Source organism: candidate division WOR-3 bacterium (assembly GCA_039804025.1).
In the GTDB taxonomy this organism is placed as follows: Bacteria; Hydrothermota; Hydrothermia; order Hydrothermales; family JAJRUZ01; genus JBCNVI01.
Window position 1 is genome coordinate 67626 of sequence record JBDRZP010000001.1, and the last position, 22469, is coordinate 90094.

Annotated in this window: 20 protein-coding genes; 14 read left to right on the top strand and 6 right to left on the bottom strand. The window is 27.9% G+C overall.

What is annotated here, in order from left to right:
• Positions 1 to 43: 43 nt before the first annotated feature.
• Genes ABIN73_00315 through rimI form a run of 4 tightly spaced genes read left to right on the top strand, consistent with a single transcriptional unit; the run spans position 44 to position 4380 of the window.
• Positions 44 to 1579 (top strand): transglycosylase SLT domain-containing protein, encoded by a 1536-nt coding sequence (locus ABIN73_00315; protein MEO0268170.1) that lies wholly within the window; start codon positions 44 to 46, stop codon positions 1577 to 1579.
• Positions 1576 to 3393 carry an Ig-like domain-containing protein gene (locus ABIN73_00320; GenBank protein ID MEO0268171.1) on the top strand — a complete coding sequence of 606 codons (1818 nt, stop codon included), beginning with the start codon at positions 1576 to 1578 and terminating at the stop codon, positions 3391 to 3393. Before ABIN73_00315 ends, ABIN73_00320 begins: the two co-directional genes overlap by 4 nt.
• Entirely contained in the window at positions 3381 to 3986 is a 606-nt protein-coding gene (locus ABIN73_00325; protein ID MEO0268172.1) for a hypothetical protein, read from the top strand. The genes ABIN73_00320 and ABIN73_00325 overlap by 13 nt, the downstream gene beginning before the upstream one ends.
• A complete protein-coding gene (rimI, locus tag ABIN73_00330) occupies positions 3955 to 4380 on the top strand; it encodes a ribosomal protein S18-alanine N-acetyltransferase (protein ID MEO0268173.1) in 426 nt (141 codons plus the stop codon). The genes ABIN73_00325 and rimI overlap by 32 nt, the downstream gene beginning before the upstream one ends.
• Here the strand turns inward: rimI and ABIN73_00335 are convergent.
• Genes ABIN73_00335 through ABIN73_00350 form a run of 4 tightly spaced genes read right to left on the bottom strand, consistent with a single transcriptional unit; the run spans position 4369 to position 9900 of the window.
• Positions 4369 to 5028, bottom strand: coding sequence for a DUF92 domain-containing protein (locus ABIN73_00335; protein MEO0268174.1), 660 nt, complete (start codon positions 5026 to 5028; stop codon positions 4369 to 4371). The genes rimI and ABIN73_00335 overlap by 12 nt on opposite strands.
• Positions 5028 to 6761 (bottom strand): ABC transporter ATP-binding protein, encoded by a 1734-nt coding sequence (locus ABIN73_00340; GenBank protein MEO0268175.1) that lies wholly within the window; start codon positions 6759 to 6761, stop codon positions 5028 to 5030. Before ABIN73_00340 ends, ABIN73_00335 begins: the two co-directional genes overlap by 1 nt.
• Complete coding sequence (locus tag ABIN73_00345) at positions 6761 to 8494, bottom strand: ABC transporter ATP-binding protein (GenBank protein ID MEO0268176.1); 1734 nt, start codon at positions 8492 to 8494, stop codon at positions 6761 to 6763. The genes ABIN73_00340 and ABIN73_00345 overlap by 1 nt, the downstream gene beginning before the upstream one ends.
• On the bottom strand, positions 8491 to 9900 hold the full coding sequence (locus ABIN73_00350; protein MEO0268177.1) for an OmpA family protein: 1410 nt from the start codon (positions 9898 to 9900) through the stop codon (positions 8491 to 8493). Before ABIN73_00350 ends, ABIN73_00345 begins: the two co-directional genes overlap by 4 nt.
• A gap of 21 nt (positions 9901 to 9921) precedes the next feature.
• Here ABIN73_00350 and ABIN73_00355 point away from each other — a divergent pair, with 21 nt between their 5' ends.
• From ABIN73_00355 to ABIN73_00365, 3 genes are read left to right on the top strand one after another with little or no spacing between them, the layout of a single operon-like run.
• Entirely contained in the window at positions 9922 to 10506 is a 585-nt protein-coding gene (locus tag ABIN73_00355) for a SagB/ThcOx family dehydrogenase (protein MEO0268178.1), read from the top strand.
• A 1-nt stretch (position 10507) separates the two neighbouring features.
• Positions 10508 to 11431: a radical SAM protein gene (locus ABIN73_00360; GenBank protein ID MEO0268179.1), complete on the top strand. Its 924-nt coding sequence runs from the start codon at positions 10508 to 10510 to the stop codon at positions 11429 to 11431.
• A complete protein-coding gene (locus tag ABIN73_00365; GenBank protein MEO0268180.1) occupies positions 11428 to 12534 on the top strand; it encodes a PQQ-dependent sugar dehydrogenase in 1107 nt (368 codons plus the stop codon). The genes ABIN73_00360 and ABIN73_00365 overlap by 4 nt, the downstream gene beginning before the upstream one ends.
• Positions 12535 to 12548: 14 nt before the next feature.
• On the opposite strand, the gene ABIN73_00370 is transcribed toward ABIN73_00365, so the two are convergent.
• Complete coding sequence (locus ABIN73_00370; protein MEO0268181.1) at positions 12549 to 13097, bottom strand: flavin reductase family protein; 549 nt, start codon at positions 13095 to 13097, stop codon at positions 12549 to 12551.
• 66 nt (positions 13098 to 13163) lie between these two features.
• On the opposite strand from ABIN73_00370, the gene ABIN73_00375 reads away from it, so the two are divergent.
• The 5 genes from ABIN73_00375 (at position 13164) to ABIN73_00395 (ending at position 19599) form a co-directional block, all read left to right on the top strand.
• Positions 13164 to 13583 carry a DUF4476 domain-containing protein gene (locus ABIN73_00375; protein MEO0268182.1) on the top strand — a complete coding sequence of 140 codons (420 nt, stop codon included), beginning with the start codon at positions 13164 to 13166 and terminating at the stop codon, positions 13581 to 13583.
• Positions 13580 to 14644, top strand: coding sequence for a glucose-1-phosphate thymidylyltransferase (locus ABIN73_00380; protein MEO0268183.1), 1065 nt, complete (start codon positions 13580 to 13582; stop codon positions 14642 to 14644). Before ABIN73_00375 ends, ABIN73_00380 begins: the two co-directional genes overlap by 4 nt.
• 74 nt (positions 14645 to 14718) lie before the next feature.
• Complete coding sequence (locus ABIN73_00385) at positions 14719 to 17640, top strand: hypothetical protein (protein MEO0268184.1); 2922 nt, start codon at positions 14719 to 14721, stop codon at positions 17638 to 17640.
• Positions 17609 to 18226 (top strand): TIGR00296 family protein, encoded by a 618-nt coding sequence (locus ABIN73_00390; GenBank protein ID MEO0268185.1) that lies wholly within the window; start codon positions 17609 to 17611, stop codon positions 18224 to 18226. The genes ABIN73_00385 and ABIN73_00390 overlap by 32 nt, the downstream gene beginning before the upstream one ends.
• A complete protein-coding gene (locus tag ABIN73_00395; protein MEO0268186.1) occupies positions 18223 to 19599 on the top strand; it encodes an NAD-dependent epimerase/dehydratase family protein in 1377 nt (458 codons plus the stop codon). Before ABIN73_00390 ends, ABIN73_00395 begins: the two co-directional genes overlap by 4 nt.
• On the opposite strand, the gene ABIN73_00400 is transcribed toward ABIN73_00395, so the two are convergent.
• The gene (locus ABIN73_00400) at positions 19578 to 20762 is read right to left on the bottom strand and encodes a DegT/DnrJ/EryC1/StrS family aminotransferase (GenBank protein ID MEO0268187.1); all 1185 of its coding nucleotides are present in this window, start codon (positions 20760 to 20762) and stop codon (positions 19578 to 19580) included. The two genes, ABIN73_00395 and ABIN73_00400, sit on opposite strands and share 22 nt — an antisense overlap.
• A gap of 23 nt (positions 20763 to 20785) precedes the next feature.
• Here ABIN73_00400 and ABIN73_00405 point away from each other — a divergent pair, with 23 nt between their 5' ends.
• Together ABIN73_00405 and ABIN73_00410 are read left to right on the top strand one after the other, a co-directional pair.
• Entirely contained in the window at positions 20786 to 21529 is a 744-nt protein-coding gene (locus ABIN73_00405) for a ZIP family metal transporter (GenBank protein MEO0268188.1), read from the top strand.
• 77 nt (positions 21530 to 21606) lie between these two features.
• The gene (locus ABIN73_00410; GenBank protein ID MEO0268189.1) at positions 21607 to 22428 is read left to right on the top strand and encodes a hypothetical protein; all 822 of its coding nucleotides are present in this window, start codon (positions 21607 to 21609) and stop codon (positions 22426 to 22428) included.
• Positions 22429 to 22469: the final 41 nt, after the last annotated feature.

The following is a 22469-nucleotide window of genomic DNA, read 5'->3' on the forward strand; positions in this document are numbered from 1 at the left end:
TATAACAGAATTTCCGAATTCTCCTCTATATGAGGAAGCCTTTATGAGATTAATTGAAAAAATAGAAAAACCAGATTCATTTTTCAAAATCCTTGAGAAAAAGAATAAAAAATTTTTATTAAAAAGGGAAATAAAAATTTTATATTTAAAATCAAAATTTTATGAAAAATTAGGAGATTTAAATAAAAAAGAACAGATTGAAAAAACGATAATTAAAAAATATAGGAAAAGTAAAGAAGCACTTGAAATAGCAATGAAAAGAAAAAAACCTCTTCTTGACATAATAAAAGTTCTATATAATCACCAAAGATGGGATGAAATTATTGAAAAAACTAAAAATATAGAAACTAAAAATCCTGAGATATACTTTTATAAAGGCTATGCTTATTTTAAACTTAAAAAATACAAAGAAGCTCTTGAATTTTTTAAATACTCAATTTTAAGTGGTTACAAAAAAGAAGATGAAGTAAACTTTTATAAAGGGTTATGTTACCTTTATGTGGGTGATACCTTAAGAGCTATTAATTCTTTTAACAGAAACTTATATTCAAGTTCAAAATTTTTAGAACCGGCTTTAAGGGAAATGAGATTAATTTATTTAAAAAATAAAAAATTCCAAGAGAAAATTGAGGAACTCTTTAAAGAAATTGAAAATGAACTCAATGAGGAAATAATTTATTTTTATTACGATACAAAAAATTATGAAAAATTAATTGAGTGTTTAGATAAATTAAATAAAAAAGATATAAGAGCAAAATATATTGAATACATAATTAAAAACGATTCCACAATAATAAGAGAAATCCATAAGGAAAATCCCCTTTCCTATTTTTCTCTCCTTCATTATGGGTTATGCACCATTACTGATGATGAGATAAAAAGAATACTTTCCGATACTATTTTTCCTTCATTTTTTGACACATTGAAACTTTTACTTGATTTAAACTTAATAGATGACATCAATGAAAGAATTAAAAACATTAAAGATAGCAAAATTATTTTAAAGATTTCAAAATTTTTAAAGGAAAACAAAAATTATTATTTTTCAACAAATCTTGCAAGAAAGTATTACAATTTTTTAAGGGAAAAAGACAAAACCTGCTTTGATGAAGACTTTTTAAAAATCTTATTCCCTACACCCTACAGAGAAAAGGTTATGGAAGTTTCAAAGAAGTATAATTTGGAACCAGCCCTTATATATGCTGTTATGAGAAGAGAATCTTTTTTTGATACTTCAGCAATTTCACCCAAAGGAGCAAAAGGATTAATGCAGATTATGGAGGAAACTGCAAAAAAAATTTATAAAAATGATATCAATTTATTTAAAACTAAAGATAATATAGAAATAGGAGTAAAATATTTAAGAAGTCTTATTGACTCTTTTGGACTTTATTATGGAATTTGTGCTTACAATGCAGGAGAAAATGCAGTAAAAGAGTGGATGAAAATTATACCTAAAAATGAAATTTCAATTTTCTTTGATATACCTTACAGAGAAACAAGAAATTATCTTTTAAATGTTTTATCTGATTATATGGTTTACAAACTTCTTTATCCTGATTTAAAATTAAATATATGAAAAGATTTTATTTCTTAATATTACTTTCATTAATTATATTTTGCAAGAAAAAAGATGAAGAGCCACCAAGAGTATCAATAATTTCTCCCTTAGATAATGAATCCTTTTTCCCAGATACAATTGAAATTAAAGTAAAAGCAGAAGATAACGAGGGTATAGATTACATAGAGGTATTTGTTGATGGAATTTTACTTGGAAGAGCACAGAGAAATTTTGCCACCTTTAAATGGGATGGAACTTCAGCACCTGATTCTTCTCAGCATACAGTTTATGCAAAAGCAATTGATTTCGCAGGAAATATAGGAAGATCAAAGGATGTTAAATTTTTTATATATTCAAGTAATCACCCACCTTCAATAAAATTAATTTCTCCTGACTCAGGTTCAATTCTTGCCTCCAATCAAGTTACTTTTATTTTTAAGGGAAAGGATAAAGATGCCTTTGATACCCTTTTTTACTCAATTTATCTTGATACAATTCCCTATCCAATCTTCAAAGAACCTGTTGTAAAAGACCTTAAAGATACTACATATACATTATCAAATTTACTTTATAACAAAAAATATTACTGGCAGGTAGTGGTTAGAGATTTACTTGGACTTAAGGATACTTCAAAAATCTTTTACTTTTTAACTCCACCTTTAAACCAGAAACCCCTTCCACCTTCAAACCCTTACCCTCCTGATGGTGCTACTGATGTAAGTCATACTCCAGTTTTAAAATACCATTCTTTTGACCCAGATGGTGATTCAATTTATTTCAGGGTAAAACTGGATACAAGCTTTATCTTTTCAAAGCCAATTATTAATATATTAACACCTGATACTTTTTATAACATTATTAATCCATTAATTTCAGGAGTAAAGTATTTCTGGCGTGTTACCGCTTACGATAAAAAGGGTGATTCATCTATTTCTAATTTGTGGAAATTTAATGTTAAAAGAGAAAATTTAAACCTAATTTATTCAATGAGTGGGTTCTGGTATAAGGATATAGATGTTTATTATGACACTTTATTTTTAATTAAAGTTCCGAATCAACTGGAAGTTTATTACAATAATTCAGGAAATTTAATTTTCATAAATAATTTTACTCTACCCAGTTTTTCATACAGAATATATTACAGGAAACCTTATCTTTTTGTTACGTATGGTAATATAGGGCCAAGAAAACTGGGGTTATTTAAAATACAAAATTCAAATCTGATTTTACTTGATGAATTTTCCCTGAATTCAGGATCAATTAATGAAGTCCTTTTTTATGATAACTATATTTTCGTTATTTTGCTTAACGGATTTAAGATTTTAAAAATTAATTCAGATTCCTTTGAAATTTTAAATTCAGGAACAACGAATTTTCAGGTGCTTGATGCTGATATTGGTTTTAATAACCTATATTTAGTGGGGGAATCCTTTATTGAAACATATTCCTTAAATCCGCCTGAAAATCCCTCATTTTTATACAGAACTCAGACAGGTTTTTCAGGTATAAATAATATAAAAATAAAAAACAGATACATTTTAATCGGCTCAAACTACTATTTACTTTTATATTACATAAGTGATCCACTTCTTGCTCCTATTTTTATTCATCAACTATCTTTATCAGAAAACATAAAAATTATAAAAAATGAAAACAGACTTTTTGGCATATTTTTAAAAAATTCAGCATTAATAACATATCCTAATATTTCAGAAATCCACCTTTATTCAAATATTTACTATCTCTCAAACATAGAATCAGGCTACATAAATTACCCGTATTTTTATATTGTTTCACAGAATGGCTTATATATTCTCTTATGTCAGAAATAATTATTGAAAGTGCTACCAGGTTTCCTTCAATAGGATTAAAAAAAAATAAAATTTTTAAAATTTATTACTCAGGAAAAGAAGGGAACCATTCCACTTTTTTCTTTGATGTTATAAAAGAATTTAATCTTGACGAAGTTAAAAGGATATTAATTACTATTGGACCAGGAAGATTCACATCACTTAGGGTTGGTCTTTCCTTTGCTCTTGGTTTAGCAATTCCAAGAAAAATAAAGATTATCCCTTTAAACACTTTTGATATTGTTGAAAATAAACTATCTAAAAAATTTTCTGATTTTGGAATTTTTTTGAAAAAGGGAGGCGAAGGTTTTTTATACAGAAAAAAAGGTGATGATAAAATTTATGTTGTAAAAGAAATAAAGGATAATTTACCCCTCTTTACTTTTGAGCCAGTCAAAATAGATTTCGAATATAATATTATAATGATTGATCCTTTAATGATGTATGAATATTATATTGAAAATAAAGAAAAGCTTGAGGAAACAATTGATTATGATAAAATAAAACTTTTGTATTCTTTTTTGCCCTATGAAAAATCCCTTATTGAGAAGGGCAAAATTAAAGGATATTCCTGAAATTTTAAAAATTGAAAAGGAGGTTTTTCCTGATCCGTGGTCTTTTTATTCTTTTTTATTTGAATTAAAAAATCCAGATAATTATTTTTATGTCATTGAAATTGAAAATGAAGTTATAGGCTATATAATTGCCGGTGAATATGAGGAAAGTTATCATTTAAAAAATATAGCTATAAAAAAAGAATATCAGGGAAAAGGCTATGGGAAATTTCTTTTAAATAATTTAATAGAAAAGGCAAAAAAAGAAAATAAAAGATTTATTTTTCTTGAGGTAAGGGTATCAAATGAAAGGGCTATTAAATTTTATGAAAAATTTGGTTTTAAGAGAAATCGTCTATTAAAAGGATACTATGGGTATAAAGAAGATGGTTATGAGTATGTTTTAGATTTGTAAGAATCTAAATAACAGAAAAATAAGGGGCGAAACTATTGTTATTAAAAAGTTTATAAAATCAGAAGTAAAAAAATTAAATTTATTTTCAAAAAAAGCACCCAAAAAGGAATCTATTATATTTCCTATAAAACCTGATATAAAAACAGGTATTATGTATTTAACTTTAAGAGAAAAAAAAGAAAAAATTAATGCACCTATTAAACCCATTAAAGTTCCTACCACAGATACAGCACCACTTGTTCCAGGGTATACTTTTTTAAAACCTTTAAGACTATAAGCACTTTTTGAAAAAGAAATTCCAGCTTCACTTGACCATGTATCAGATAAAACAGCACATAGAGATGAAAGGAAAAGATGATAATCAAAAAAGGATAAAAGTGTAGGTACAAAACCATTTGCAAGAACCTGTTTAAAATCTCTTGGTTTGTGTTTATTCTTTCTAAAACTGCCCCAGAAAAGAGAAGAAAAGACAAAAAATAAAAGTGCTAATACTCCTTTTAAACCTAAGTTAAAAAAAATTAAAGAACCAATAAAGGTCATTGGGAAAAAGGAATTTTCATTAAAAAGATTCATATAAATAAGAATCATTGATATAAAAGAAGCAGAAATAAGAGAAAAAGAAAGAAAAAATAAATCAGAAAGAGCCATTAGAGAAGTGCATCTACTCTACCAACCTTCCAGAGTTTGCTGTAAAATCCATCTTTTTCAATAAGTTCATAATGAGTTCCCATTTCTATAATTTTTCCCTTAAAAATTACAATTATTTTATCACAATTTTTAATTGTTGAAAGTCTATGGGCAATTATTATACTTGTTCTATCTTTAAGAAGTTCAAGAAGGGCTTTGTGAATTAAATGTTCTGTATATGAATCAATATGGCTCGTTGCTTCATCAAGAATAACTAATTTTTTATCATAGGCAAAAATTCTTGCAATTGCTATAAGTTGTTTTTCACCAACAGAAAGAGAATCAGGACTTACCCTTGTCATTATACCGTCTTTAAATTTATCTATAAGTTCACTCAGAAAGCTTCTTTTAACAGCTTCCATTACTCTTTCTTCAGGAATGTTATCAAAAAGTTTTATATTATTCAATATCGTATCGTCAAATATAAAATTTTCCTGTAAAACTATTCCGATATTTTTTCTTAAAAATTCTAAATTATATTCCCTTATGTCAATTCCATCTATAAGAATCCTCCCTTTCTGAAATGGGTAAAATCCGAGGAGTAAGTTAATTATTGAAGTTTTACCTGAACCAGTTGGACCAACAAGAGCAACTTTTTCTCCTTTTTTAATTTCAAAGCTCACCCCTTTTAAAACCCAGTCCTCATTATTATAGGAAAAATAAACATTATCAAAAACAATATTCCCTTCTATTTTATCCTTTATTATACCAGTTTTAATTTCTGACTCTTCTTTAAAAACACTGTCAATTCTTTCAAGAGCAGCCATAGCTGATTGAAAAATGTTGTATTTTTCTGAAAGATCCATTATAGGCCTAAAAGCCATCCTTACATAGGAAATAAAAGCAACAAGAGAACCTATTGTAAAATTTCCTTTTATAATCATAGGAGAAGAAATAAGAATAATTATAGCAATTGCAAGAAATTCGTGAAAATCAACAAGGGGTCTGAAAATAGCAAAACTTTTAACCTGAGAAATATTACTTTTAAAAAGATTTTCATTAATTATATTGAACTTTTCTTTAAAAAAATTCTCTTTCTTAAAAATATTTATCACCTTTATACCAGATAAGCTTTCCTGAACAAAAGCATTAATCTCAGCAAGATATTTTCTTATATCTCTGTATGCCTTTCTAACTGATTCTCTGAAAATATTAGAAATAAAAAAAAGTGAAGGTGTAAGTATCAAGATAGATAATGTTAACATTTTATTCATCTTAAACATAAAAAAGAAAATTCCAAAAAGGAGAAAAATATCCTTTAAAAGATAAATTAGAACAGAGGAAAAGAATTCATTTAAAGCCTGAACATCATTGGTTAATCTTGTCACAATTCTGCCCACTGGATTTTTATCAAAATAACTTATTTTCAAAGAAAGAACTTTTTTCATTAAAGAATTTCTCATATCCATCATTGCCCTGTTTCCAGCATAGGTAACAAGTAAAATGAAAAGATAAGTTGAAATAGTTGAAATTAATATTAAAATAAGATAATAAATTGAATACATATAGAGAACTTTAAAATTACCTTTCTTTACAAAGGGAACAATACCTTTATCTATTGCATTTTTAAGAACAATTGGTGAAATCATGTCTGAAGCTGTTGTTATCAAAAGCATCAAGAAAGTCAAAAATAAAATTAAAATATAGGGTCTTAAAAATTTCAAAATATATTTAAAAAGTCTTATATCTTCCATTATCCCTTTATCTCCTCTTTTATAAGAGCAGTCTGAAGCTCATAAAGACTATTATAAAACCCTTTTCTGTTTACAAGTTCCTCATGAGTTCCCATTTCAACAATCTCACCTTTTTCAAATACATAAATTTCATCACATCTCATTAAAACAGGTATTCTTGTAGAAACTACAATAAGAGTTATATTTTCAAATTCCCTGAAAATATTTTCAAAAACTTCTTTTTCAGTTTTAAAATCAAGAGAAGATAGGGCATCATCAATTAAAAGAATTTTTGGTTTTCTCAAAAATATTCTCGCTAAACTCAACCTTTCTCTTTGTCCTCCAGAAAGAGTGACACCCCTTTCACCAACAATTGTAAAAATCCCTTCTTTAAAATTATCAATATCTTTTATAAAACGGGATAAATTTAGTGCTTTTTCAATCTCATCTTCCCTTACTCCATTTTTAGAACCTAAAAGCACATTTTCTTTTATGGTGGCTGAAAATATAAATGGTTCCTGTTCAAGCAAAATTATATTTTCCCTTAAATCACTTATCCTGTAATGTTTTATATCTATATCATCAATGAAAATTGTTCCATCAGGTGGGTCATAAATTCTCGAAATTAAATATAAAAGGGTTGATTTACCTGAACCTGGTTTACCTGTAAATCCAATAAACCTTCCTGGTTTTATTTCTAAGTTAATATTTTTTAATACATTATAATGACCATTGAAACTATAATTTAGATTCCTTACTTTAATGTGCCCTTTAAATTTATCATCAATTCTAACATTCCCATCCTTCATATCATTTTTTTCTTTTAAGATAAGTTCTATTCTTAACAGGGAAGCAGAACCTCTTTGAAAGATATTTAGGGACCAACCAAGAGCCATAACTGGCCATATAAGTAAATCAAGATAGGAAATAAAAGCAACAAAATCACCAAGAGAAAGCTCTCCTAAAATAGCATTTTTTCCTCCAAAAATTATTAAAAAAAGGACTGAAAAACCTGAAATCAGAATTATCATTGATTGGAAAATACCATATACATAAGCAAGATTTATATTCTCCCTTAAATATTTTTCATTTTCCTTATAAAATTCTTTAAATTTTCCTTCTTCCTGAACAAAGGATTTTATTATTTTTATTGAACTTATGATTTCCTTGGAACTTTCAGTTAAATCAGAAAACCTTTCCTGAACTCTTCTAAAAAAGTTATGAATTTTGGGACCTAAAAAAATCATTGAAACTGAAAGCAAAGGAAAAGGAATTAAAACATAAAGAGTCAATTTAAAGGATATTGAAAACATAATAACAAAGGAAAATGTCACCATTATAAGAAAATCAAAAAAAGCAACTATTCCAATCCCTGAAGCCATTCTTATAGCTTCAAGGTCATTTGTTATATGTGCCATTAAATTTCCTGTACCGGTTTTATAAAAATAGAAAGGATGTAGAGTTAAAAGATGATCGTAAAGCTTTTTTCTTAAAAAAGCCTCTATTTCTCTACCTGCTCCCAGTATAAAATACCTCCAGAAAAATCTAAAAATAAGAACAAAAAGGGATAAAAGGAGAATGAATAAAGAATACTTTAAAAAAGCTAAAAATTCTTTTTCTTTCTCTATTGCTGAGATGACTTCCCTTATAACAAGTGGTAAAATAAGTTGTGCTGCATCAACAATTAATAAAGCTAAAATACCCCAAAAAAATTTTTTTTTCCACTTTAAAAAAAGTTTAAATAGTGATTTCATTTCTTTTCTATTATTATTTCAACTCTTCTATTTTGAGCTCTACCTTCCTCTGTGTCATTGGAAGCAATGGGCTCTCTATCTCCAAAACCCTCATATTCAAATTCTAAATTTGAGAGATTTTCAACTTTTATAAAATAATCAACAACTGCTTTTGCTCTTGCTTTTGAAAGCTCAAAGTTATCCTTATACTTTGATTTTAATAAAGGACCAATAGGTATATTATCAGTATGACCATATACCTTTACCTTATATCTTGGATAAGTTCTCAAAAAATTAGCTATATTTTTAAGGGTCAAAATACTTTCTACTTGTAAACCTGTTCCACCGATTTCAAAGTGAACAGCCTTCTCAGTAGCGGTAATTTTAATAAACTCTTTTTCTTCTTGAATCTTTATACCTTCAATTTTTTTAAGAGCTTCAAAAGCTTCTTCTCTCATCTTTCTAACTTCTTCTTTTTCCTTTTCAACAATGTTTCTTAAAGAATCTACTTCCCTTCTTTTTTTCTCAATTTCTTCATTTAATTTATTAACCTCAGCATAGAGCTTTTCTGCTTCCTTATATTTTCTTTCTGATTCTGAAAGTAATCTTGCTAAATTTTCTCTTTCTTTCCTTTTTCTTTCTCTCTCTTTTTCTTTCCATTTATCGTCACCTGTAAGAATATTAAAAGATAAAGAGTATCTTGTATCATTTTCAGGAAGAAAATGAATGGAAAACTGTAAAAGATAATCTGTTTTTTCTACAAAGCTCGTATAATAAGATACAAATAAAGAAGGGTAAGGTGCCATACCTTCTTTCCAAAATACACCAATTCCGGGAAATAATCTTTCAAACAAAATAAATTCAAGAGCAAATCCACCAAAATAATCTTCAAATTTTCCAAAGGAAAAACCTAAATTTTTAACATTTACCTTTTTAAAAGTCTCAATATTATTTAAAACTACTCTTGTTAAAAATTTAAAATCAAACTTTTTTATTCCAGGACCTATAATAGATGTTTCAAAAAATCCTGGATTAAAAGGATTTAAAAGAAAAAGTTTAAATCCTGATATGATTTTCAAGTCCTCTTCAATTATCCCATAAAAACCTAAAAAGCCAGAAAGGGAAGAAGAAAACTTTTTGCCTGTTAAAAGTGAAAAGTCATTTAAATAATTTTTTCCTTTTGAAAATTCAGAAGAGAGAGTAGAACGGAGGGAATAAAGAGAATCAACATTATAACCAAAGGCAAAGGAGTAATAACTATCCTTAAAAATTGTGCCCTTTTTAAACTGGTGAAAATTAAAGGAAAAGTAAGGTCTATACATTTCTCCTTCAAAGAGAAGGGAAAATGGATAGGAATACCCTGTTAAGGCATAACCTGAAGAAAACCCTTTTAGGTCAAAAAAGAGAAAAATTAGAAATTTTATCATCTTAAATTTTATATTAATATAATGAAAAAATTAAAATTACAAGAGAGGATTATTAATCAAATAGATTTTATAAAAGTTCTTGAAAAAAGAAGAACTGTAAGAGAGTTTGACCCAGATAAAGAAATCACTTTAAAAGAAATATCGACGCTCTTATGGGCTACTTATGGTATAACAGATAAAAATTACGGGCTTAAAACTGCACCCTCAGCAGGAGCAAGGTACCCGCTTGAGATATTTTTCTGTAATAAGGAAGGTGTTTTTAGATATATTCCTGAGGAAAATTCAATTTTAAAAGTAAAGGATATTGATATACGGGAAAAATTATCTCATTATGCTTATGAGCAAGATTTTATAAAGGATGCGCCAACAGTTTTTGTTATAGCTGCTGATTTTAAAAGAACAACTTCAAGATATGGAAAAAGGGGGGAAAGGTATGTGTATATAGATTTGGGTCATGCTGCACAGAATTTACTTTTATGTGCCACATATTTAGGTCTCGGTGCATGTCCTGTAGGAGCCTTTGATGACGAAAAAATAAAAAAACTACTTGAAATAGATTTTGATCCCCTTTATATAATCCCTGTGGGATATCCAAAAAATTTTTAATATGAAATTTAAATACATTTATGGTCCTGTTAATTCAAGGAGATTGGGAAAATCCCTCGGTATAGACCTTTTACCTTTAAAAACATGTAATTTTAACTGTGTTTTCTGTCAGCTTGGCAAAACTGAAAAACTTGTTAACGAAAGAAAAGAATATGTTCCCTTTGATGAAGTTATAGAAGAAATAAAAGAAGGTGTTAAAAAATTTTCTCCAGAAGTTTTAACCTTTTCAGGTTCAGGGGAACCTCTTTTATATTCAAGAATAGGTGAAATGATTGATAAATTAAAAGTGCTTTTTCCTGGAATAAAATTGGCACTTTTAACTCATTCACCTTTTTTAAATAATAAAAATGTAAGGGAAGAAATTTTAAATATTGACATTTTTTGTCCCTCTCTTGACGCTGGAACTGAAAAAACTTTTTTAAAAATAGCAAGACCCCACCCTGAAATTAAATTTGAGGATATAAAAGAAGGTCTTTTAAAAATGAGAGAAGTTTTTAAAGGAAGATTTGAACTTGAAATTATGTATATTGAAAATTTAAACGATACAGAAGAGGATATAAAAGGACTAAATGAATTTGTTAAAAAATTAAACCCTGATAAAATTTATATTAATACCCCTGTAAGACCACCAGCTGAGAAATGGGTAAAATTACCGGCCTATGAAAAGGCTTTAGAATTTGCTAAAAAAATAAGTTCAAAAGCTGAGGTAATATATCTTCCACCTGAAAGAAAAAAGGAAAAATTGATGAGTTTTGAAGATATTTTAGAATCCATAAAGAGAAGACCCTATGAATTTAATGAGATTAAAAAATTAACTGGTTTAGAGGATGAAGAGCTCAAAAATAAACTTTATTCTGAAATTAAAAAGGGTAATTTAAAAGTAGAAAGAATAAAGGAAAGAGAATTTTACTATTTTAGAAAATGAACTTAATTTTAAATATTTTAATTTTTTTAAAAATTGAAATCGGTGAAGTCCCACAGAATGTTCAGGATAAATTTATTCCTGAGCCTAATTTAAAAGTAGAAATATGGGTAAAAAACCTCGAAATTCCATGGTCACTTATTTTTCTTGAGGATGAAAAGGCACTTGTTAGCGAAAGACCTGGCAGAATAAGATTGATTGAAAAGGGAATTTTAAAAGATAAACCCATTAAAGTAATTAAAGAGGTTCATCATTCAGGTGAAGGAGGTTTAATGGGTCTTGAAAAACATCCAGATTTTACAGAGAAACCTTATATCTATGCAATGTATACTTACAGAGAAAAGGGTGAGATTAAGAATAAAGTTGTGAGATTTATTTTTTATAAGGATTCATTAAATTTTGACAAGGTTATAATAGATGAAATTCCGGGTGGAAAATTTCACAATGGCGGAAGATTAAAATTTGGGCCTGATAAAATGCTATACATAACAACAGGTGAAACCTTTAAAAGAGAGATTGCACAAGATTTAAAAAATTTAGGTGGTAAAATATTGAGATTAACACCTGAAGGAGAAATTCCTCCAGATAATCCTTTTAAAAATTCTCCAATTTATTCCTACGGGCACAGAAATCCACAAGGTCTTGCCTTTTATCCTGAATCAGGAGAATTATTTGCTTCAGAACATGGTCCTTCAGGTGAAGATGGAGTTTACGCTCATGATGAAGTAAATATAATTTACAAAGGAGGAAATTATGGGTGGCCTTTATTTGTTGGAAAGTTAAGTAAAAAGGGGTATATCGATCCTTTAATTTTATGGAAAAGGACAACTCCACCAGCTGGTATGTGTTTTTATAAAAATTTCCTTTTTATTGCCACACTCAGAAGTGAAGCCCTTATAAAAATAGAAATTAAAAAAATTGAGGATAGTTTCAAAGTAATAAATATTGAAAGATTATTTGCAGAAGATTACTTTAATGGTAAATACGGCAGATTAAGAGATGTGGTTTATCACAATGGATATTTATATGTTTTAACAAGTAACAGGGATGGTAGAGGAAAAATAAAAGAAGGTGATGACAAAATATTGAAAATTAAAATTGAGTAAAAATTTCAAAAATTCTATTCAGGTAAAATTACTTTTGGCTCTTCAATTTCTTTAAAAGTAAAATATGCGTCTCTTCCAAGGTAAAAAGCAGGTTTAAGGTTTTTTAAATCAGGAAGACCATTTTCATCAAAAGTTCCCTCTTTTTCATGGACTTCAACAATTTCTCCTATGAAGAGAATATGATCTCCTGTAATTACCTGTCTTGTTTTAATACATTCATAGGAAGCATAGGCTTTTTTCAAAAATGGGGAAGAAATTTTTGAAGACTCATTAAGTTCAATATTAAACTCCTTAATTTTATCCCTTGATCTTCCACTAATTCTACCCATTATTGCGTATATTTTAGCATTTTCAAAATCAACAAAATTTAGAGTAAAATCTTTCGCTTTTACAAGTAGTTCATAAGTAAATCTTTTCGGTGATACAAGAACTCCATAAAGAGGAGGATTAAAAGAAAGAGGTGAGTGCCAGGCTACAGACATACCATTTATCCTCTCATTATACTTTACAATTATTATACAAGGAATTACTGGATAAGAATGGTATAAGTGTTTTATTGTCATACTATTTATATAAATAAAATAAGTATCAAATTTCAACTTTTAAATGAAATTTATTATAATATAGGTATGAAAGTTATTATTCTCTTTTTGCTTTTAAATATTCAGGAAATAGATAAAAAAGAGATTATAAAAAAACTGGAAAAAATTGAAAAAATTGCCTATTCTCTTCCCTCTCCAAAAAAGGATTCAATAAATATCCTTATTCAGGAAATAAAAAATATTCTTTACCCTGAAGAATTAAAAGGAGAACTGACAGAAAATGAACTTTCTAATATAATAGAAGAAATAAATAAAAACCCTGTTGTTGAAGATGCATTAAAAATACTTGAGAAAAAAACAAAAAATAGAAATCTTACTGTAAATCAAGCAAAAAAAATTTTAAATGAATTTCATTTTAAGGAAGATAAAATAAAAGTATTCAACATTTTAAAGGAAAAAATTATTGATAAAGAAAATTTAAAAACTCTTGAAAGGGAAATAAAATGAAGGCTTTAATTTTAAGTGGCGGAAGGGGAACAAGATTAAGGCCTCTTACCCATACATCGGCAAAACAACTTATACCTGTTGGTGGTAAACCCATACTTTTCTATGGTATTGAAGCGATTAAAAAAGCTGGTATAGAGGATATAGGAATTGTTATAGGAGAAACTGGTGAAGAGATTAAAAATGCAGTGGGAGACGGAAGTAAATTTGGCGTAAAGATTACTTACATTTTTCAACCAGAACCACTTGGTTTAGCACACGCTGTAAAAATTTCAAGGGATTTTCTGGGTGATGAAAAATTTATAATGTTTCTTGGTGATAACCTTATAAAGGATGATTTAAAGAAATTTCGTGAATATTTTGAAAGCAATAGCATTAATTCACTTATTCTTCTCTCTAAAGTGCCAAATCCCCAGGATTTTGGAGTTGCAGAGCTCAGGGATGGAAAACTTATAAAACTTGTTGAAAAACCCAAAAAACCACCTTCTGACCTTGCCCTTGTTGGAGTTTATTTCTTTGATAAAAACATTTTTAAGGCCTGTGAGGAAATAAAACCCTCATGGAGAAATGAACTGGAAATAACAGATGCCATTCAATGGCTTATTGATCACAAATTAAAGGTGGATGCTCTTTTAATAAAGGGATGGTGGAAGGATACGGGAAAACCTGAAGATTTAATTGAAGCAAATAGATTTGTTCTTGAGGATATTGAACCTGATATAAAAGGAGAAATAATTGACTCAAAGATAATCGGAAGGATCAAATTAGAAGAGGAAACAAAAGTAATTGAAAGCACAATTAGAGGACCTGTTGTTATAAAAAGGGGAACAAAGATTATTAAAAGTTATATAGGTCCATTTACATCAATACAGGAAAATTGTTATATTGAAAATACAGAAATTGAAGATTCAATAATAATGGAAAAAAGTGAAATAAAAGATGTGAAAGGTAGAATTGAAATGAGTATCATTGGAAAAGAAGTAAAAATTTTTCAGGACCATTCAAGACCAAGAATACATAGATTTATTCTTGGGGACCATTCTGATGTAAGACTTGTTGAATGAAAAAATTTAAAGAATTTAAAAAAAAGTTTATTCTGTATGAGTTAACAAAATTTTTTATAATTTTTATTTCAATCTTGTTTTTTTTAATATCTCTTCTTTTTTTATCAGGTTTAAAATTTTTAATTATATTACCACTTTTAGCACTTTATTTTCCCTTAAAAATCATTACAAGAAAAGATGCCTTTTATGCTTTAAAACTTGAAAAATTAATAGAAGGGTTCGAAGGAAAAATAATTTCTGCCCTTTTGTATTCAAAAAGTGAAAATAAGTTTGAAAGAAGTTATTCAGAATATATCTTTGATAAACTAAACCAAATCGAAATAGATAAAGTTTTAAATAGAAACTATAAAAGAGAAATAAAAATTTTTATACTCTCCTTTTTTATTTTAATCTTTTCTTATCTTCTCTTTCCAGATAAATTTGTAAAATTTTTCTTTAACATACCTGAAATAAAAGAAAAGATTATTTATAAAAATCCACCTGAGCTTCATTACATTACACAACCCTTTGTATATACTGTTAAAATTTTAGGAAAGGATATTAAAGATGCCTATGTAATATATAAATTTAAAGGAAAAATTAAAAAAGAAAAAATAAATGTTTACAAAAATTCAATTGTTTTTACCTTTAAACCTGAACCAGGTTTATTTGAGTTTAAATTCAAAACAAAAAATGATGAAACACCTTTTTTAAAAACAAAATTTATAGAGCCACCAAGAATTATAAAAATTGAGGTATTTGAGGACAATAAATTACTTAACCTCCCCATGGTCAAAATAAAAGAAAATAAAAAACTTGATTTCTTTATAAATTTATCAGATCCTGTGGATTCAGAAAAGATAATTTTGGTAGAAAGAAAAATAGTTTTAAAAAATGTAAAAGATTACAACTTCTCAAATATTTTTAAAAATAATTCAAAAATTAAATTCATTCATTTTGTAAATAATGATAGTTTTCAGGATCCGCAGACAGTTTTAGTAAGTATAATCAGGGAATTAAAACCCATTATCCAGATTCTATTCCCTGACTTTGATGTTAATATTCCTGATGAGATGAAAATTCCCTTTACTTTATATGTGAGTGATGATGTTGGGCTTGATAGAGTCAAGGTTTATGTTGAAAAAGATGGTAAAACTATTCTTGAAAAGATAATCAAAAAATATGTTAATACAAAAAATGATACTTTTACCTTTGATTTAGATTTTGATCCCTTGAATCCAAAACCCGGTGATAACTTTTATGTTTTTTTCCGTGTTTATGATAAAGATGAAGTAAAAAAATTTTCTAATTCAAGAAAAATTTTGGTTCATATGCCAACTTTTGAAGAATTGTATGAAGAAGTTAAAAGAGGAAGTGAAAAATTTGAAGAGGAATTAAAACCTATAAGGAGTGAAGCAAAAGATTTAATAGAAAAAATAAAGGAAGTTAAAGAAAAAATAAGGGAAAGTTTAACCAAAAAAGAATTAAAAAAGGAAACAGAGGAAATTCAGAAAATTTCTGAAGAATTAACAAAAAAACTTGAAGAAGTAGAAAGAAAAATGAAAAATCTTGAAGAAAATATTGTTTCGATAGATCCTGAAATAAATGAAAAACTTTCAAGGCTAACTGAACTTGTTAAGGAACTTTTTAGTGAAGAATTGAGAGAACTTTATAAAAAACTTGAAGAGGCAGTAGAAAAGGGAAATAAAGAGGAAATAGAAAAAAGATTAAAGGAATTAATGAAGGAAAAGGAAATATGGAAAGAAAATCTTGAAAGAACCATTTCTCTTCTTGAAAAGATCAAAAAGGAATATGATTTAAAGAAACTTGTAGAAAAGGCAAAGGATATTGAAAAAGAATTTTTTGAAATTATGAAAAATAAAGAAGGAAAGAATATGGAAGAAAGTCAAAAAAAGCTTGAAGATATTATTAGGGAAATGGAGAAAATAAAAGAAAATTATGAGGAAAATATAAAGTCAAAGATTGAAAGTGCTGAGAAAAAAGGGGAAATGGCTCTAAAGGAATTAAAGGAAAATAATTTAAAAGGCAGCTTTAAAAATACGAGTGAAATGAGGGAAAATCTTGAAAAAGCAATGGAAGAATTTATGAAAAGTAATTTAGAGTTTTCAATGAAATTACTTGAAAAAGCCTTCTGGGGAGTTATGGGATTTATAAAAGAAAGTGAAAGCCTTGATAGGGATTTTTTAATAGCCTATAAAAACTTTGTTAGTGACATAATTTTAAATGCAAGAAATACTCTACTCTTTCCGAGAGAGGCTTTAAGGGAAATTAAGATTTCAGAATTTTTAATGGATGAATATATAAATAAAAAAGAAAATAATGAATTAAATCAGGCACAAAAGAATTTAAAAGATTTAAGGAGTTCTCTATCAAAAGCAGCATATTTTCTCCTTCAGTTCTCTGACAAAATTTCAAGTTCAGGAGGTAGTGAAAGTGAATTGTTTGAAAATATGATGCAAAAAATTTCAGAAATGATAAAGAAACAAGGTGATATTAACAGTGCTACTTTATCTCTCTTACCCCTTCCACAGCCCTCACAACTTTCGCCAGAAGAAAAAGAACTCTTAGCTCAACTTGCAAGGGAACAAGGCGAATTGGCAGAGGAAATTTCAAAACTTATTAAAGAACTGGAAGAAAAAGGTGAAAAATCAGGAATTAAAGGAGCTTTAGAAGGAGCAGAAAAAGATATGAAGGAATCAGAGGAAAAATTAAGAAAAGAGGAGTTAACTGAAAGATTAAAAGATATTCAGGAAAGAATAATGTCAAGATTACTTCAAGCACAGAGAAGTATAAGAAAAAGGGAATTTATTAAAAGAAGGTATGCTGAGAGACCTAAACCTTATGAAGTATTAAGTCCAAAAAAAATTGATATAAGTGAATATTTAAAAATTCTTGAGGGGAAAAAAGAAATATTAAAGAATAAAAATTTAGTATCACCTTACAAGGAAGTTATTTTAAAGTATTATGAAAACCTTGAAAGATCTGAAAATAAGTAAAGAAGATGCTAAAAAACTCATAGACCTTGCAAGAAATGCTATTAAAAGTCATCTAAAAGGTGAAGAATTAAAAGTGGAGGAAGAATTAAAAGAAAAGTTTTCAGAAAAAATGGGAGTTTTTACTACTCTATACACCTATCCAGAAAAATTTTTAAGAGGATGTATAGGTAACCCTTATCCAACAAATCCTATCTGGGAAAATGTAGTTATAAGTTCAATAGAAGCAGCTTTTGAGGATCCGCGATTTTTACCTCTTAAAGATGAAGGAGAACTTTCAAAATTAATAGTCGAAATAACAATTTTAACAGAACCAGAACTTTTGAAAGTCCCCCCAGAGGAATATAAAAAACATATAAAAATTGGAAAAACAGGGTTAATGGTAAGAAAGGGTTTATGGAAGGGATTACTTCTTCCACAAGTTGCAGTGGAATACGGATTTGATGAGGAAAGATTTCTATCTGAAACCTGTTTAAAAGCAGGTATTAATCCTAATGACTGGAAAAAAAAGGAAACAGAAGTTTATATTTTTGAAGGTTTAAAAATAAAAGAATTATCACCAATGGGTGAGGTTAAAGTTGAAGAATGAAAGATATTCCTTTGATAAATCAATCTATAACTTTACGAGAAGCAATAAATCAAATAAATGAAAGTGGTTTTGGATTTGCATTTGTAGTTGATGATAAGAAAAGACTAAAAGGTGTTATTAGTGATGGTGATATAAGGAGAGCTCTTTTAAATGGACTAAGTATAAATGATAGGATTGAAAAAGTTATGAATAAAAATCCAATTAAATTTTACGATTACTGGGATAGAAAAAAAATAATTGAAAGTATTGAAAAATTAAAGAAAGAAAACAAAATTCCAAAATTAAAAACATTACTAATTCCTGTTATATCAAAAGAAGGCAAAATCAAAAAAGTTATAGGAATAGAACCTGAAAAGAAATTTTCTTTTGATTTAATCAAAAAAAGATATAAAAAAACAAAAAAAATTCTTGTTATAGGAGGAGCTGGTTATATAGGTTCGGTTCTTACAAGAATGTTATTAAAAAAGGGATATTTTGTAAAAGTTTTTGATAATCTGTTGTATGGTGACATTGGTTTAAGAGGAATAAAAAGTAAAAATTTTCAATTTTTAAAAGGTGATATAACAAATATAAGTGATATAGTGGAAGCAATTAAAGACATAGATACCATTATTCATCTCGGAGCAATTGTAGGAGACCCTGCAAGTAAAATAAAACCAAGAGAAACACTTGAAATAAATTATTTTTCAACAAAAACTATCGGTGAAATTGCTAAATATCTTGGAGTAAGAAAATTTATTTTTGCCTCATCATGCAGTGTATACGGTTATAAAAAAACAATCTGTAATGAAGAAACAGAACCTAACCCTTTATCCTTATATGCTGAAACAAAATTACTTTCCGAAAAAGCACTTCTTGAATTAAAAGATAATGGATTTTCACCAATTATTTTAAGATTTGCAACAGCCTTTGGATATTCACCGAGAATGCGTTTTGATCTTGTTGTAAATTTACTCATAGCAAAGGCTATTAAGGAAAAAAGGATCACAGTATACGGAGACGGAAAACAGATAAGACCTTTTATTCATATAAAAGATATTTCAAGAGCAATAATAAAGGTAATAGAAGCAGAAGAAAAATTAAGTGGCCAAATTTTAAATGTAGGTTCAGATAAAATGAATAAAAGTATTCTTGAAGTTGCAAAAGAAATAAAAGAAAGTATTCCTGAAGCTGAGATAGTATTTTTAAAAGAAAAAGAAGACAATAGAAACTATAATGTTTCCTTTAAAAAAATCAAAGAAATTTTAAACTTTGATACCAAATATGATATAAATTATGCAGTAAAAGAGATAAAAGAAGCCTTCAATAGAGGGGAAATAAAAAATTTTTATGACAAAATTTATAGCAACTTTCATTCTCTAAAGGAAAAATAATTTTTTATTTCCTTTCTGAAATCATAAATTCTCTTAATACATTCACATATTTTTTTAATATCTTTGTCTTTTAGAAGTGAATAAATGGGTAAACTTATAACTCTTTTTGAAATTTTCTCAGTAATTTTTAGATTCAAATTACTATATTTCCCTTTAAACATTTTCTGGAGATGACATGGTGGATAAAAGTATCTCTTTACCTGTATATTTTCTTTTTCAAGTGAAAGCTTTATTAAATCTCTTTCAAGACCGAATTTTTCCTCATCTATTATAATGGAAAAATCTTTAAAAGTTGATCTTAAATCCTCATTTACCTTTTGAAAAGAAATACCAGGTAAATCCTTTAAATTTTCAATATAAATTTCTGCAATTTCATTTCTTCTTTTTATTTCCTCCTCCACTCTTTTTAATGAAAATAATCCAAGAATTGCATGTAATTCACTCATCCTTGAGTTTAAACCTATATATTCAAAATCATTTGTTCCAGGGTCACCGTAATTTCTCAAAATTTTCAATTTTTCAGCCAGTTCCTTATTATTTGTTGTTATGACTCCACCTTCACCTGCTACAAGAGTTTTTGTTGGACTTAAACTAAAAACTTCAGCATCTCCAAAATTTCCTATAAATTTATCTTTAAATTTAGCACCAAAGGCATGGGCTGCATCAAATATCAAATAAAGATTATGTTTTTTTGCAATTTCCTCAATTTTTTGGACATCACAGGGGGTTCCATATACATGAACGGCAAGAATTCCTTTTGTATTTTCATCTATATTTTTTTCAATTTCCTCAGTTGAGATATTTAAAGTTTCAGGTTCAATATCAACAAATTTTAATTCAATATTGTTCCACAAAAGGGCACAAGAAGTAGCTGGAAAAGTAAAAGAGGGTAAAATGAAATTACCCTTTTCAATTTCAAGAGATTTTATAGTTAAAACAAGTCCAAGGGTACAACTTGATACACAAATAGCATAAGGAACATTTAAATATTCAGAAATTTTTTCCTCAAATTCCCTTACATATTTACTATTTGTAATCTGACCTGTTGAAAAAATTTCTTTTAATTCATTTTTAATATCTTTAATATCCGGGCAAAAAGGTTTATATATAGGTACTTGAAATTTAAAAGCAGGTTCTGAACCTAAAATTGCTGGTTTTTTCATAAACTTTATATTATAATATAAAAATGATATTATTAAACATAATTATTTCCACAATTATAGTGAGTCTTATCTCCCTTATCGGAATAATTTTTTTAATTATCTCTAAGGATATATTTGAAAAACTATTGTTCTTTTTAATTTCTCTTGCAGCCGGAGCTCTTATAGGTGGTTCTCTTTTACATCTTATGCCTCACTCTCTTGAAAAAATTGAACCTCTTTCTTCTTTCTGGATTTTTATTTTAGGGTTTGTGAGTTTTTTTTTATTGGAAAGAATTTTAAGATGGAGGCACTGTCATGAATTTGATTGTCCTATCCATCCTGTAACCTACTTAAGTTTAATAGGGGATAGTATTCATAATTTTATTGATGGAGTAGTTATTGCTTCAAGTTTTCTCATTAATTTTCATTTTGGAATAATAACAACTTTAATTGTTCTGGCACACGAACTTCCTCAGGAACTTTCAGATTATGCAATACTTATTTATGGAGGAATGGGTAAAATAAAGGCACTAATCTTTAATTTTATAACAGGATTAACAAGTTTTATCGGGGGTATAGCAGGTTATTTTTTCTTAAGAAGTGAAAATCTAATTCTTTATATATTACCTTTTGTTGCTGGAAACTTCTTTTATATTTCAGCCTCTGATTTAATTCCAGAACTTCATAATGAGACAAATTTAAAAAAATCTATAAATTCCTTTCTTTATTTTATTTCAGGTATCCTTTTAATTTCTTTTTTAAAATTAATCTCTAAAAATAATATTTAAACTTTTTCTTGATTTTTTTTAAAAAAAAATTTATAATAAGAATTACCGTTCAAGTCGGATTAAAAATTAAAAGAATTATGAGAAATTTTATAAAACTGGTGGTAATTATATTCTCCCTCCTAATCATAACCTCCTGTAAGAAAAAGACAACTGAGCCTAAGCCACAGCAAAATCTTGATAGACAAACTGCTCAAGGAATTGCACCTTCAGTAGCCACAGGAATCCAGATTATGGTTCTTGGGATGTTTGATCCTGAAGGAACCTCACCAATAGCTTTCGGAAAACTTGGAATAAAACAAAGTCCATGTGTTAAAGTCGCTGGTGATACAAGTGATTTTGACCAGGATGGATACCTTAAAAATGCAACCGCTACATTTGATTGTCATTATCAGGACCCTACTTATTCTTTTTCACTTACAGGAACAGCAGAAATAAGGGATAAAGATGATAATGACCCCACATCAGGTTTTTATTTAAAGTTTACTGACATCGTTTACACACTCACTACCCAGGGACAAACAACATCCTGGAAATTAAATGCTACTTACGATATAAATCATACCGGGGATCAGTGGGGTGGTCATATTGATTTTTCCTTTAATTATATGGACAACATTATATGGTCAACATCTTTTGATTTTTCATACATTCCTGATGACCAAAATAAACCCTGGGAAGGTGGCACAATTAACTTCAATGGGAATTATTCTGTAAAGTATGGTGGTGTAAATTACTCATTCCAGATTATAGCTCAAAATGTCCATTATAATGAAACTTCTGGTTGTGAATATCCTGACAGTGGAACAGTGAAAATAACTGATGGAACAAATTATTTAGAAGTAACATTCAATTGCGATAGTTATACTGTCTCATATAACGGAACACCCGTATCATACTGAAAATAAATTAAAGTTAAGGGGGGCAATAGTTTCTCCCCCTG